Origin of the sequence: Nocardioides sp. Root1257, from assembly GCF_001425175.1 — a bacterium.
In the GTDB taxonomy this organism is placed as follows: domain Bacteria; phylum Actinomycetota; class Actinomycetes; order Propionibacteriales; family Nocardioidaceae; genus Nocardioides.
The window spans coordinates 934,022-946,975 of record NZ_LMDV01000001.1 but is presented as its reverse complement, the minus strand read 5'-3'; the positions used below and the strand labels follow the sequence as shown (position 1 = coordinate 946,975).

Genomic DNA, 12,954 nt, shown 5'->3' with positions numbered 1-12,954 from the left:
GGAGATAACTGTGGCTGTCCCGAAGCGGAAGATGTCGCGCAGCAACACGCGCCACCGTCGCTCGGCCTGGAAGGCCGTTGCGCCCAACCTGGTGACGTGCGCGAACCCCGCCTGCGGTGCCAAGCACCTCCCGCACCGTGCGTGCGGCGAGTGCGGCCAGTACGGCGCGCGCGCCGAGCGTCGTCAGGTCCTCTGACCGGCCTCGGTCCGCTGACCAACTACGCCGCGCTGCGAGCAGCACTCGGGGATCCGGAGCTGGACCCCGAGCTGCTCGAGCGCGCGCTCACGCACCGCTCGTACGCGTACGAGAACGGTGGGCTGCCGACCAACGAGCGGCTGGAGTTCCTCGGTGACTCCGTGCTCGGCGTGGTCGTCACCGAGACGCTCTACCGGACCCACCCCGACCTCTCCGAGGGCCGGCTGGCGAAGCTGCGCGCGGCCGTCGTCAACGCCCGCGCGCTGGCCGAGGTCGGACGCACCATCGGCGTCGGCGAGCACGTCATGCTCGGCCGCGGCGAGGAGGCCACCGGTGGCCGCGAGAAGGCGTCGATCCTCTCCGACACTGTCGAGGCCGTGATCGGCGCCGTGCACCTCAGCGGCGGTGGCTTCGAGACCTCCGCGGTCGTCGTGCACCGCCTGTTCGACCCGCTGATCGAGGCGGCGTCCGCGATGGGCGCCGGCCTGGACTGGAAGACCTCGCTCCAGGAGCTCTCCGCCGAGCACGGGCTCGGCGTCCCCGAGTACGTGATCGCGGACGAGGGCCCCGACCACATGAAGACCTTCACCGCGCAGGTCCGCGTCGGCGCCAACCTCTACGGCAACGGCCTGGGCCGCTCGAAGAAGGAGGCCGAGCAGGCCGCCGCCGAGACGGCGTACGGCGAGATCGTCGCCTCCCTGACTCCGCAGGGCTGACCTCCTCCGGTGCCCGAGCTGCCCGAGGTCGAGGTCGTCCGCGCCGGCCTGGAGCGCCACGTCGTCGGCGCCACGATCACCCGTGTCGAGGTGCTGCACCCGCGCCCGGTGCGCCGGGACCCGCGCGGACCGGCCGGCTTCGCCGCCGCGCTCGCCGGCCGCCGGATCGAGGCCGCCCGGCGCCGCGGCAAGTACCTCTGGCTGCCCCTCGACAACGGCGACGCCGTCCTCGGGCACCTGGGCATGAGCGGCCAGATCCTGGTCCAGCCGCCCGACGCGCCCGACGAGCGGCACCTGCGGGTCCGGTTCGAGCTGGCCGGCTCCGACGAGGGTCGCCAGATGCGCTTCGTCGACCAGCGCATGTTCGGGGGCCTCTCGATCTCCACCGGCGGCGCCGAGCTGCCACCGGAGATCGCCCACATCGCGCGCGACCCGCTCGACCCGGAGTTCGACGACGACCTGTTCGTCCGCAAGGTCCGCACGCGGACCTCCGGCGTGAAGCGCCAGCTCCTCGACCAGAACCTGATCTCGGGCGTCGGCAACATCTACGCCGACGAGGCCCTGTGGCGCGCCCGGATCCACGGCGAGCGGCCGGGGGACCGGCTCACGGCCGGCCAGGTGCGCGAGCTGCTCGGGCACGCCCGCGACGTGATGGTCTCGGCGCTCGGCCAGGGCGGCACGTCGTTCGACGCGCTCTACGTCAACGTCAACGGCGAGTCCGGCTACTTCGACCGCTCGCTGCACGCCTACGGGCGCGAGGGGGAGCCCTGCGAGCGCTGCGGCACGCCGATGCGCCGGGTCGCGTTCATGAACCGGTCGTCGTACTTCTGCCCCGTCTGCCAGCCCGCGCCACGGAGACGGCGTGCGCCGGCCACCCAAGGTTTGCCCGTCCCAGATTGACCCCGAGAGACCGGAGTGGGACTCTTGAAGACGGCCCGCCACCGCGCGCCAACCCCCTCTTAGCCCCCGGAAGGCTCATTCATGGCCAAGGCGCTGATCGGATACATGAACAGCGACCTGCGAAGCCCCGCCCTCGCCGCCGAGAACGCTCGGCTGCGGGCCCGCGTGGGTGAGCTCGAGGCGCTCGCCGGGCGCCTGTCCGAGGAGAACGACCGGCTGGCCCAGGCCCACGCCGCCGCCCTCCTCGAGATCGAGACCTCGCACCTCCAGGAGATGCAGCCCGCCTGAGCGGCTGCAACAAAATCGGTCGCGGCTCCCCGGCCACGACGCGTAGCGTCGCGCCCTTGTGAGCACCCTCCTCAACGCCGGCGTCGAGATCGTCGCACCCCGCCGGTTCGGGGTCGGCTTCCGCTGGCTGATCGCCTCGTCGTGGGTGTCCAACCTCGGTGACGGCATCGCCCTCGCGGCCGGCCCGCTCCTGGTCGCCTCGCTGAGCCACGACCCGATCCTGGTGGCGCTGGCCGCACTGCTCCAGTGGCTGCCGCCGCTCGTCTTCGGGCTGTACGCCGGAGCGCTCGCCGACCGCCTCGACCGCCGGCTGATCATCGTCACGGTCGACCTCGCGCGCGCCGTCGTGCTCGTGCTGCTCACCCTCGCGGTCGCCACCGACGTGGTGTCGATCTGGCTGGTGCTGGTCGCCATGTTCCTGCTCGGCACCGCGGAGGTCTTCGCCGACAACACGGCTGCGACCCTGATGCCGATGCTGGTGCAGCGCGACGACCTCGCGATCGCCAACGCGCGGCTGACCACCGGGTTCATCACCGTCAACCAGCTCGCCGGCCCGCCGATCGGGGCGGCGCTCTTCGCGCTCGGCCACGCGGTGCCGTTCGCCGCCCAGGCGGTCGTCGTCGCGCTCGGCGCGGTGCTGATCTCGCGGGTCGCCCTGCCGGCCCACCGGCGGGAGCCGGCCCCGGACACCCACATCCGCCACGACATCGCGGAGGCGTTCCGCTGGGTGCGCCACCACGCCGCCGTACGCACCCTGGTGCTGACGATCTTCGTCTTCAACATCACCTTCGGCGCGGCCTGGTCGATCCTGGTCCTCTACGCCACCCAGCGGCTCGGTCTGGGCCCGATCGGCTTCGGGCTGCTGACCACCATCTCCGCGGTCGGCGGCCTCGTCGGCACCCTGTCCTACGGCTGGATCACCCGCCGCGTCAGCCTCGGCAACCTGATGCGGGTCGGGCTGGTCTTCGAGACGTTCACGATGCTGTCCCTGGCCCTCACGACGACCGCGTGGGTCGCGATGTGCATCTTCTTCGTCTTCGGCGCGCACGCGTTCATCTGGGGCACGACCTCGCTGACGATCCGGCAGCGGGCGGTGCCGACCGAGCTCCAGGGACGGGTCGGGTCGGTCAACCTGGTCGGCGTGTACGGCGGCCTCGTCATCGGGTCCGGCATCGGGGGAGTCATCGCCCAGCACTGGGGCGTCACGGCGCCCTTCTGGTTCGCCTTCGTCGGCTCGGCGGTCTTCGTGGTGCTGATCTGGGGCCAGCTCGCCCACATCGCGCACGCCGACGAGGCGGCGGCGCCCGCCACCTAGGCCCAGCGTCGGGTGATCTCGACCGCCTCGTCGAAGCGTGCCGCCTCGTCCTCGGTCTGGTGCGGGTTGGCCCGGCGGAAGGCGGTCGCCTCCGCCAGCTCCGCGGCGTACGGCGTGGCGGCCCGGGCCGCGAACTCCTCGGTGAACGGCAGCAGCACCTCGCGCAGCGCGTCGTCGGCGAGCCCGACCTGGACCAGCACGAGGACCGTGACCGCGACGTCGAGCCCGGCCCGCCCGACCCGGGCGTTGGTCCAGTCGATGAGGACCGGCCCGGACGCGGTGAGGATGACGTTGAGCGGGTGCAGGTCCAGGTGCACGAGGCACTCGCCCGGGCCGGCCCCGGGCCACGCCAGGTCGTGCAGGTCGCGGTGCAGCCCGGCCAGCAGCCCGGCGCCGTGGCTCGCGTCGACCGCTCCGATCAGCAGCGCCTCGCCGAGGGTCGGGCCGTCGACCCGGTCCATGACGAGCTCGGGGCCTGCCGCGGAGTGGACCCGGGGGAGCGGGTAGCCGAGGTCGACGAGCTGCCGCATCAGCCCGGCCTCCCGCTCGCTGCTGCGCCCGTCGCGGCTGCGGCGCAGCACGCGGTCGGGGCCGAGGGCGAAGACGTCGGCGTCGCGGCCGGTTCCGAGGAGCTCCACGAGACAGACCCTAGGGCGGGCTACTCGCCGACGCCCTCGCGGGCGAACCGGGGGAGCAGGAAGACGGCGGCGAAGGCCAGCGCGTAGCAGCCGATGGTCACCCAGAGGATCGACCGGGTCGCCTCGAACCAGCCGTCCTCGGGGATCCACTCGAGGAGGAGCGTGCCCAGCAGGGCGACGCCGAGCGCCCCCGCGAACTGCTGCACCGCGTTGAGCACGCCCGAGCCGGTGCCGACCTCCCGGTCGTCGAGGTCGGACAGGATGATGTCGAAGAGCGGGGCGAAGATCAGGCCCGAGCCGAACCCGGCCAGCAGCGTCATCGGCGCCAGGTCCCAGCCGCTGAGCGACGCGTCCGCGCCGCCGATCGTCCAGGCGAGCCAGGCCATGCCGGCCGCCGAGATGAGCAGTCCGGCATGCAGGACCCGGCGCCCGAACTTCGGCCCGAGGGCCGCTCCCGAGGCGGCGGCGCCGATCGCCATGCCGAGCGCCCAGGGCGTCATCGTCACGCCCGTCCGCAGCGGCTCGAAGCCGAGCCCGAGCTGAAGGAAGAGGTTGACGACCAGCATCGTGCCGGACATCGCGACGAAGAAGACGCCGATGAAGGTGACGCCGGCGACGTACCCGCGGTGGGTGAAGAGGGACGGCTCGATCACGGGGTGCGCGCTGCGGCGCTCGCTGAGCACGAACAGCCCGAACACGACGGCCGAGGCCGCCATCATCGCGAAGCACCACCACGGCCAGTCGTGCTCGCGGCCCTGCACCAGCGGGTAGATCAGCAGCGCCGACGCAGCGGTGAGCAGCACCGCGCCGAGCGGGTCGAGGCGGGCCTCCGGGTTGCGCGGCACGTCGGGCAGGTAGCGCCAGGCGAGGACGGCGCCGACCAGGCCGATCGGCACGTTGATCAGGAAGATCATCCGCCAGCCGGTGCCGAAGAGGTCGGCGTCGAGCAGCACGCCGGCGAGGATCGGGCCGAGGACGGCGGAGAGGCCCATGATCGGGCCGAACGGGATGAACGCCTTCTGCAGGTCCTCGGGGGCGAAGGACTGCTTCACCATCGCGAGGCCCTGGGGGATCATCACCGCACCGAAGAGGCCCTGCAGCACCCGGAAGGCGATCAGCAGGCCGGCCGTCGGGGCCAGGCCGCACAGCAGCGAGGCGACCGTGAAGCCGACCATGCCGATCACGAACATCCGCTTGCGGCCGACCAGGTCGCCGGCCCGGGCGGAGACGACCAGGCCGATCGCGAACGACATCGTGTACGCCGCGAGCACCCACTGCAGGGTGCTGGCGCTGCCGCCGAGGTCCTCGCGGATGGACGGCCCGGCGAGGTTGGCGATCGTCGCGTCGAGCAGGTCCATGACGTCGGCGATGATCACCACCGCCATCACCATCCAGCGGAAGCGGTAGCCGCGCTCGTCGTACAGGTCCGGGGTGCGAACGGTGTTCGTAGTCACGAACAGTGTTCTAAACCCGAACACTGTTCGTGTCAAGTACAGTGTTCGTCATGACGGACGGGAAGCGCGAGAAGTCCTGGCGGGCCGGGCCCGTGCGGATCCGGGTGACGCTGCCCGGTGAGCCCGGGCCGAGCTCGCCCAAGGAGCGGCTCACGGTCGAGCGGATCGTCGACGCCGCCATGGACCTGATGGCCGAGCAGGGGTACGACGCCGTGTCGATGCGCTCGCTCGCCAAGGCGCTCGACACCGGCCCCGCCTCGCTCTACGCGCACGTCGCCAGCAAGGAGGAGGTCGACCAGCTCGTCCTCGACCGGATCAGCGCCGAGCTGGTCGTCCCCGCGCCCGACCCCGGCCGCTGGGACGAGCAGCTCCGGCAGGTCATGCGCGACATGCTCGCGCTCTACCGGCGACACCCCGGATCCGCTCGCGCCGCCATCGGGATGATCCCGTCCGGGACGGGGGCGCTGCGCACGATGGAGGGCCTGCTCGCGATCTGCGACGCGGGCGGGATCTCGCCCCAGGCATCGGCCTGGTTCTGCGACCTCGCGGCGGCGTACGTCAGCGCGATCGCCGTGGAGGAGGCGATCTGGGTCCAGCGCGCCAACAGCACCCCGCCCGGCGAGGAGCCCGACCACCCCGCCATCGACGAGCAGCTGCGCGCGATGATGGAGGCGCTGCCGGCCGCGGAGTTCCCGCTGGTCACCAGCATGGCCGCGGTGATGACGGCGGGCGACGGCGACGACCGGTTCGAGTTCGGGATCGCCGTGCTGGTCGCCGGGCTGCGCGCCGTGTCGGACACCTACCGGTGATGCCACGGATCGGGGATGCCTCCGGGTAGGGTGAGCCTCGCTGAGCTTCCCCCCTAGGCCGGCTGTGCACGAGCGACGTCATAGCCTTCGTCCTCAGTCCTGAGTTGACGTCCTACTGCTGGGAGCATGCGTTGTACCTGAAGAGCCTGACCCTCAAGGGGTTCAAGTCCTTCGCCTCGGCGACCACGCTCCAGCTCGAGCCGGGCATCACCTGCATCGTCGGGCCCAACGGCTCCGGCAAGTCGAACGTCGTCGACGCCCTCGCCTGGGTGATGGGCGAGCAGGGCGCCAAGTCGCTGCGCGGCGGCAAGATGGAGGACGTCATCTTCGCCGGCACGTCGGGGCGCCCGCCGCTCGGCCGCGCCGAGGTCGTGCTGACCATCGACAACTCCGACGGCGCCCTGCCGATCGAGTACACCGAGGTCACGATCAGCCGGACGATGTTCCGCAGCGGCGGGTCCGAGTACGCCATCAACGGCAACCCGTGCCGACTGCTGGACGTCCAGGAGCTGCTCTCCGACTCCGGCATCGGCCGCGAGATGCACGTGATCGTCGGCCAGGGCCAGCTCGACACGATCCTGCACGCGACCCCCGAGGACCGCCGCGGCTTCATCGAGGAGGCCGCGGGCGTCCTCAAGCACCGCAAGCGCAAGGAGAAGGCGCTCCGCAAGCTCGACTCCACCGAGGGCAACCTGACCCGGCTCAACGACCTGCTGGTCGAGATCCGGCGCCAGCTCAAGCCGCTCGGTCGGCAGGCCGAGGTCGCCCGCCGCGCCGCGACGGTCCAGGCCGACGTGCGCGACGCCCGCGCCCGCCTGCTCGCCGACGACCTGATGACCGCGCGCGCCTCGCTCCAGCAGGAGATGGCCGACGAGTCGATCCTGGTCGCGCGCCGCGAGCAGGTCGAGGCCGAGGTCGCCCGCAGCCGCGAGCAGGAGGCGGCGCTCGAGGCAGCGCTGCGCGAGGACCTGCCGGCGCTGGCCCGGGCGCAGGAGACGTGGTTCGCGCTGTCCGGGCTGCGCGAGCGCCTCCGGGGCACCCAGTCGCTGGCGGCCGAGCGGGTCCGCAACGCCGCGGGCACCGCGGACGTCGAGGAGGCGCGCTCCGGGCGCGACCCCGAGCAGCTCGAGGCGGAGGCGGCCCAGGTCCGCGAGCAGGAGCAGCGGATCACCGCGGAGGTCGACGCCCACCGGGTGGCGCTCGAGGAGGCGGTGACCGCACGGCGTACAGCTGAGGACGCGGCCGCCGAGGAGGACCGCAAGATCGCGGCGCTCCAGCGCGCCGCCGCCGACCGTCGCGAGGGCCTCGCCCGGTTGCACGGTCAGGTCAACACGCTCCGCTCCCGCGCGACCGCCGCCGACGAGGAGGTCGGCCGCCTCAGCCTCGCCCGCGAGGAGGCCGTCGCCCGCGCCGACCGCGCCCAGCGCGACTTCACCTCGCTCGAGACCCGGGTCGCCGGCCTCGACGCCGGTGAGGAGGGCCTCGACGCCGAGCACGAGGCAGCGACCAACGCCCTCGACGACATCGAGGACCGACTGGCGAAGGCCCGCGACGAGGCGCTCCAGGCCGACCGCGACCGCACCGGCCTGGCCGCCCGCAAGGACGCCCTCGAGCTCGGCCTCAACCGCAAGGACGGCGCCGGCGCGCTGCTCGCGGCCAGCGAGGACATCTCCGGGCTGCTCGGCTCGGTGGCCGCCCTGGTCTCCGTGCGCAGCGGCTACGAGACCGCTGTCGCCCAGGCCCTCGGCTCGGCCGCGGACGCTGTGGCCGTCGCCGACGCCGACGCCGCCGTGCGCGCGATCGGGCACCTCCGGGGCGCCGACCTCGGCCGCGCCGGGATGCTCCTCGGTGGCGGCCCCGCCCAGCCCCGCGACGACTGGCCGACGCTGCCGGCGAGCGCGACGTACGCCGCCGACGTCGTGGACTGCCCCGACACCGTCCGTGCCGCCCTCACCCGGCTGCTCGTCAAGGTCGCCGTCGTCGACGACCTCGACGCCGCCCGCGCGCTCGTCGACGCGCAGCCCGACCTCACCGCGGTGACCCGCGAGGGTGACCTGATCGGCGCCCACTTCGCCTCCGGCGGCTCCAGCAGCCAGCCGAGCCTGATCGAGATCCAGGCGGCGGTCGACGAGGCTGCCGAGCAGCTCGCCGAGGCCGTCGCCGCCTCGGAGCGGCTCGGCTTCGACATGTCCCGCCTGGAGAGCGAGCGCCTCGACGCCCGCAAGCGGGTCGACGTCGCCCTGGCCAAGCTGCACGAGTCCGACGCGACCCTGGCCGCGGTCGCCGAGGAGCTGGGCCAGTACGGCTCCCAGGCGCGCGCCGCCCGCGGCGAGGCCGAGCGGCTCACCCAGGCGATCGAGAAGGCCGAGGAGGCCCGGGTCCAGGCCGTCGCCGGTCTGACCGACCTGGAGACCCGTCTCGCTGCCGCCGAGGACGCGCCCGAGGCCGAGCCCGACACGACGGCGCGCGAGCAGCTCACCGAGGCGGCCCGCGCCGCCCGGCAGGGCGAGATGGACGCTCGCCTCGCGCTGCGCACCTCGGAGGAGCGGTCCCGCGCCCTCCACGGCCGCGCCGACTCGCTCCTCCGCGCGGCGGAGAAGGAGCGCGACGCCCGCGCCCGGGCCGCCGAGCGCCGTGAGCGGATGATCCGCGAGGGCCGGGCCGCCGAGGCGGTCGGGCTCGCGGTCGCCTACGTGCTCAGCCGGCTGGAGGTCTCCGTCCACCGGGCCGCCGAGGCGCGGTCGGCGGTGGAGCAGTCCCGCAGCGGGCGCGAGCAGCAGCTGCGCGACGTCCGCGCGGCCCTGCGCGACCTCGGCAAGGAGCACGACGAGCTGGTCAACTCGGTGCACCGCGACGAGATGGCCCGCACCCAGCAGCGGATGCGCATCGACCAGCTCGAGGAGCGCGCGCTGGAGGAGCTCGGCCTCGACGGCGACGGCCTGGTCGCCGACTACGGCCCCGACCAGCTCGTGCCGTTCAGCGGCGAGGTTCCCGACGGCGAGGAGACGCCGGAGCCCACGCCGTACGTCCGCGACGAGCAGGCCAAGCGGCTGCGCACCGCAGAGCGCTCGCTGCGCGAGCTCGGCCGGGTCAACCCGCTGGCGCTCGAGGAGTTCTCGGCGATGGAGGAGCGGCACAAGTTCCTCACCGAGCAGCTCGAGGACCTCAAGCGCACCCGCAAGGACCTCCTCGACATCGTCCACGAGGTCGACCAGCGGGTCGAGCAGGTCTTCACCGAGGCGTACGCCGACGTGAGCACCGCCTTCGACGCGACCTTCTCGCGGCTGTTCCCGGGCGGCGAGGGCCGCCTGGTGCTGACGACGCCCGACGACATGCTCAACACCGGCATCGAGGTCGAGGCCCGGCCGGCCGGCAAGAAGGTCAAGCGGCTCTCGCTGCTCTCCGGTGGCGAGCGCTCGCTCGTGGCCGTGTGCTTCCTGGTCGCGCTGTTCAAGGCCCGACCGTCGCCGTTCTACATCCTCGACGAGGTCGAGGCCGCGCTCGACGACACCAACCTCGGCCGCCTGCTGGAGATCTACGAGGAGCTGCGCGAGAACTCGCAGCTGCTCGTCATCACCCACCAGAAGCGGACCATGGAGGTCGGCGACGCGCTCTACGGCGTGACCATGCGCGGCGACGGCGTCTCCGCGGTGATCAGCCAGCGGCTGCGCGAGGCCGAGTCGGCGTAGTGGGGGACAGGCCGACCCGCGCCGACTACGTCGCGTGGCGCACCGTCACGACCCGGTGGCGCGACGACGACGCCTACGGCCACCTCAACAACGCGACCTACTACGAGCTCTTCGACACCGCCGTGAACGCGCACCTCTACGAGGCGACCGGTGTTAACGTCCGCACGCTGCCCCAGATCGGCGTGGTCGCTGAGACGTCGTGCCGCTACTTCCGCGAGATCGGCTTCCCGGCGCCGATCGAGACCGGCCTCGTCGTGGACAAGGTCGGTACGTCGAGCATCATCTACCGGATCGGTCTCTTCCAGGGGCCCGGTGACGAGGCGGCCGCGGAGGGTCGCTTCGTGCACGTGTACGTCGACAACACCGACCCGGCGCGACCGTCCACGCCGATGCCCGACGTGATCCGCGCGGCGGTGGAGCCGCTCCTGCTCACGCGAGGGTGAGCAGCGCGGCACCCTTCTCGAGAGGGACACGCTCGAGCGTGATCCGGTCGCCGAGCTCGCGCCGCCAGCGCTTCACGACGTCGCGCTCCTCCGGGCGCTGGAAGTCGTCGAGCACCACGTGGGCACCGGGTGTCAGGCGCTCGGCGAACAGCGGCACCGCGGGGTAGCGCGCGTGCGGGGAGGCCGCGCTCGGCGGACCGTCGACGAAGAGCAGGTCGACCCCGGCGAGGTCCTGCCACGCGTCGCGTGCGTACCACTCGACCGAGAGACCGCCCACGGCGAGCCGCTGGAGCGGAGCGGTGCGCACCTCGGCGAGGTCGTCCACGCCGTGACGCCTCAGGAGCTCGCGGGTCTGCTCGGCGTACTCCTCCAGGTGCTCGAGCGCGATGACCTTGCCCTCGATCCCGAAGCGCCGCATCGCCAGGGCCAGGCACAGCGTCGAGAGGCCGCTGCCGCACTCCACGACGAGGCGGGGGCGGTGCCGGTCGACCAGATCGACCAGGAGGAGCAGCAGGTCGGGGGAGGCCGGCCACCCGCGGGAGGCCGGGAGCGCGTGCTCGATGTCGATCATCGCGTAGAGGTTGTGCAGCGCCTCGACCTGGCGGAAGGTGCGCTTGAGCTCGGGGACGACGGCGCCGGTGACGGCGGTGGTCACCTGGGCCAGGACCTCGTCGTCGAACGTGGCGGAGACCGGGGCGTCCTTCGCCGGCAGCGCCGAGCGGACCCCGTCGGCCGCGGTCGTGATGCGGGCCGGGATCGACTGCACGTAGACGAGGCCGGCGACGACCATCAGGCCCAGGGCGGCGAAGAGCACGGCGCTCCCGGCTCCGAGGTCGGAGAGGAGGGCGACGATCAGGACCAGGGCCAGCCAGCCGAGGCCACCGCCGAGTGCGAGCCAGCGCATGCGCATGTTGAGTTCTTCCGATCGTCGACGTGGAGGCGCCGTGGGAACCAGGTGCGGATCAACCGGGATCGTAGAACACCCGCGCGCGGCGATGCCGGACCGGCCCGACCCGTGTGGCACGGTGGGAGAACGGGTAGTCGTGTGGCTGTCTGGTTCTCTCGGGAGGTTCGCGCGTGCTCGCAATCGTGGTCGTGATGGTGCTGATCCTGGTCGTCGCCGGTCTGGTGGCGGCGTACGCCGCCTATCCGCACCGCGGCGAGCGGATGCCCGCGGCGCCCTGGCTCGGCGACGCGATGGCCAAGGCCGCCGACGCGGCTCCGGTCATCGAGGAGCAGGAGCAGAAGATCTTCGGCTTCGACGCCGAGTACGAGGACTCCGAGCGCCGCCGCTGACCGACCGGCCGTCCTCCTCTGGTTGGATTGAGCCATGAACGCGACGCTGCTCCTCATCGTCGTGATCGCCCTGGTGGCGGTCGCGCTCATCGCGGTCGTCGTCGGCCTCACCGTCTCGAGCCGGCGCAAGTCGGTGCCGCCCGCGGCGCCCGCGCCGGACGTCGTCGTCCCGCCGCCGACCGACGCCGACGTGGCGGAACCGGCGATCGAGGTGCCGGCCGAGGTCGCTCCGACGCTGGAGAAGCCCGAGGGCACGGCCTCCCGGCTGGTCCGGCTGCGGCAGCGGCTCGCGGGCTCGCAGAGCGGCCTCGGGCGCGGCCTGCTCGCCCTGCTCTCGCGCGACCGCCTGGACGAGGACACCTGGGAGTCGATCGAGGACACCCTGATCACCGCCGACGTCGGCGTCGCCCCGACCCAGGAGCTGGTCGAGAGGCTGCGCACCCGGCTGCGCGTCGAGGGCAGCTCCGAGGACCCGCGCACCGTGCTCCGCGAGGAGCTGCTCGCGCTCGTGGACGCCGGGATGGACCGGCGGCTCCAGGTGAGCGGCACGGACGGCCTGCCCGGCGTCGTGCTGGTCGTCGGGGTCAACGGCTCCGGCAAGACCACCACGGTCGGCAAGCTCTCGCGGATCCTGGTGGCCGAGGAGCGCTCCGTCGTACTGGGCGCAGCGGACACGTTCCGCGCCGCTGCCGTCGAGCAGCTGGCCACCTGGGGCGAGCGGGTCGGCGTCGACGTCGTCCGCGGTCCGGAGGGCACCGACCCCGCCAGCGTCGCCTTCGAGGCGGTCAAGGAGGGCGTGGAAACCGGCGCCGACACGGTCATCGTCGACACCGCCGGACGACTCCAGAACAAGGCCGGCCTGATGGACGAGCTCGGCAAGGTGAAGCGGGTGATCGAGAAGCAGGCACCGGTGACCGAGGTGCTGCTCGTGCTCGACGCGACGACCGGTCAGAACGGCCTCATCCAGGCCCGGGTCTTCAGCGAGGTCGCCGACGTGACGGGCATCGTGCTCACCAAGCTCGACGGCTCGGCCAAGGGCGGCATCGTCGTCCAGGTGCAGCGCGAGCTGGGCGTCCCGGTCAAGCTGGTCGGCCTCGGCGAGGGTGCCGACGACCTCGCGCCGTTCGAGCCCAGCGCGTTCGTCGACGCGCTGCTCGGCTGACACGGACCGTTCGGTCGTCCGTAACACCGAAGTAACAAACCGGCCGAT

13 protein-coding genes are annotated in these 12,954 nt (G+C 72.8%); 10 read left to right on the top strand and 3 right to left on the bottom strand.

Translation table 11 applies throughout. The features are described from left to right. Positions 1-10: 10 nt before the first annotated feature. From rpmF to ASC77_RS04595, 5 genes are all read left to right on the top strand, one after another. Positions 11-196 carry a 50S ribosomal protein L32 gene (rpmF, locus tag ASC77_RS04615; RefSeq protein WP_056149233.1) on the top strand — a complete coding sequence of 62 codons (186 nt, stop codon included), beginning with the start codon at positions 11-13 and terminating at the stop codon, positions 194-196. Further along, positions 193-912 (top strand): ribonuclease III, encoded by a 720-nt coding sequence (gene rnc, locus ASC77_RS04610; protein WP_056149908.1) that lies wholly within the window; start codon positions 193-195, stop codon positions 910-912. Before rpmF ends, rnc begins: the two co-directional genes overlap by 4 nt. Before the next feature lie 9 nt (positions 913-921). Further along, positions 922-1,812 carry a bifunctional DNA-formamidopyrimidine glycosylase/DNA-(apurinic or apyrimidinic site) lyase gene (gene mutM / locus ASC77_RS04605; protein ID WP_056149231.1) on the top strand — a complete coding sequence of 297 codons (891 nt, stop codon included), beginning with the start codon at positions 922-924 and terminating at the stop codon, positions 1,810-1,812. An 81-nt stretch (positions 1,813-1,893) separates the two neighbouring features. Continuing rightward, positions 1,894-2,100: a hypothetical protein gene (locus ASC77_RS04600; RefSeq protein ID WP_056149229.1), complete on the top strand. Its 207-nt coding sequence runs from the start codon at positions 1,894-1,896 to the stop codon at positions 2,098-2,100. Positions 2,101-2,158: 58 nt separating this feature from the next. Further along, positions 2,159-3,415, top strand: a complete 1,257-nt coding sequence (locus ASC77_RS04595; protein WP_056149227.1) for an MFS transporter — start codon at positions 2,159-2,161, stop codon at positions 3,413-3,415. Here ASC77_RS04595 and ASC77_RS04590 read toward each other — a convergent pair. Both ASC77_RS04590 and ASC77_RS04585 read right to left on the bottom strand, forming a co-directional pair. Further along, the gene (locus ASC77_RS04590; protein ID WP_056149225.1) at positions 3,412-4,053 is read right to left on the bottom strand and encodes a phosphotransferase; all 642 of its coding nucleotides are present in this window, start codon (positions 4,051-4,053) and stop codon (positions 3,412-3,414) included. The two genes, ASC77_RS04595 and ASC77_RS04590, sit on opposite strands and share 4 nt — an antisense overlap. A gap of 20 nt (positions 4,054-4,073) precedes the next feature. Next, entirely contained in the window at positions 4,074-5,507 is a 1,434-nt protein-coding gene (locus tag ASC77_RS04585) for a DHA2 family efflux MFS transporter permease subunit (RefSeq protein ID WP_235547445.1), read from the bottom strand. A gap of 50 nt (positions 5,508-5,557) precedes the next feature. Between ASC77_RS04585 and ASC77_RS04580 the strand changes: the two genes are divergently transcribed. From ASC77_RS04580 to ASC77_RS04570, 3 genes are all read left to right on the top strand, one after another. Continuing rightward, positions 5,558-6,316 (top strand): TetR/AcrR family transcriptional regulator, encoded by a 759-nt coding sequence (locus ASC77_RS04580; RefSeq protein WP_156390911.1) that lies wholly within the window; start codon positions 5,558-5,560, stop codon positions 6,314-6,316. Positions 6,317-6,447: 131 nt separating this feature from the next. Then, the gene (gene smc, locus ASC77_RS04575; protein WP_056149221.1) at positions 6,448-10,005 is read left to right on the top strand and encodes a chromosome segregation protein SMC; all 3,558 of its coding nucleotides are present in this window, start codon (positions 6,448-6,450) and stop codon (positions 10,003-10,005) included. Then, positions 10,005-10,448, top strand: coding sequence for an acyl-CoA thioesterase (locus ASC77_RS04570; protein ID WP_056149219.1), 444 nt, complete (start codon positions 10,005-10,007; stop codon positions 10,446-10,448). Before smc ends, ASC77_RS04570 begins: the two co-directional genes overlap by 1 nt. On the opposite strand, the gene ASC77_RS04565 is transcribed toward ASC77_RS04570, so the two are convergent. Then, on the bottom strand, positions 10,435-11,358 hold the full coding sequence (locus ASC77_RS04565; protein ID WP_156390910.1) for an O-methyltransferase: 924 nt from the start codon (positions 11,356-11,358) through the stop codon (positions 10,435-10,437). The genes ASC77_RS04570 and ASC77_RS04565 overlap by 14 nt on opposite strands. A gap of 167 nt (positions 11,359-11,525) precedes the next feature. Between ASC77_RS04565 and ASC77_RS04560 the strand changes: the two genes are divergently transcribed. Further along, positions 11,526-11,744: a hypothetical protein gene (locus ASC77_RS04560; RefSeq protein ID WP_056149214.1), complete on the top strand. Its 219-nt coding sequence runs from the start codon at positions 11,526-11,528 to the stop codon at positions 11,742-11,744. A gap of 34 nt (positions 11,745-11,778) precedes the next feature. Further along, complete coding sequence (gene ftsY / locus ASC77_RS04555; RefSeq protein WP_056149212.1) at positions 11,779-12,906, top strand: signal recognition particle-docking protein FtsY; 1,128 nt, start codon at positions 11,779-11,781, stop codon at positions 12,904-12,906. The last annotated feature ends 48 nt before the right edge of the window (positions 12,907-12,954 follow it).

Bases quoted from the DNA above. Each gene is read 5' to 3' on its own strand.
- ASC77_RS04600 (WP_056149229.1), top strand. From the start codon at position 1,894: ATGGCCAAGGCGCTGATCGGATACATGAACAGCGACCTGCGAAGCCCC.
- ASC77_RS04580 (WP_156390911.1), top strand. From the start codon at position 5,558: ATGACGGACGGGAAGCGCGAGAAGTCCTGGCGGGCCGGGCCCGTGCGG.
- ASC77_RS04565 (WP_156390910.1), bottom strand. From the start codon at position 11,358: ATGCGCATGCGCTGGCTCGCACTCGGCGGTGGCCTCGGCTGGCTGGCC.
- ftsY (WP_056149212.1), top strand. From the start codon at position 11,779: ATGAACGCGACGCTGCTCCTCATCGTCGTGATCGCCCTGGTGGCGGTC.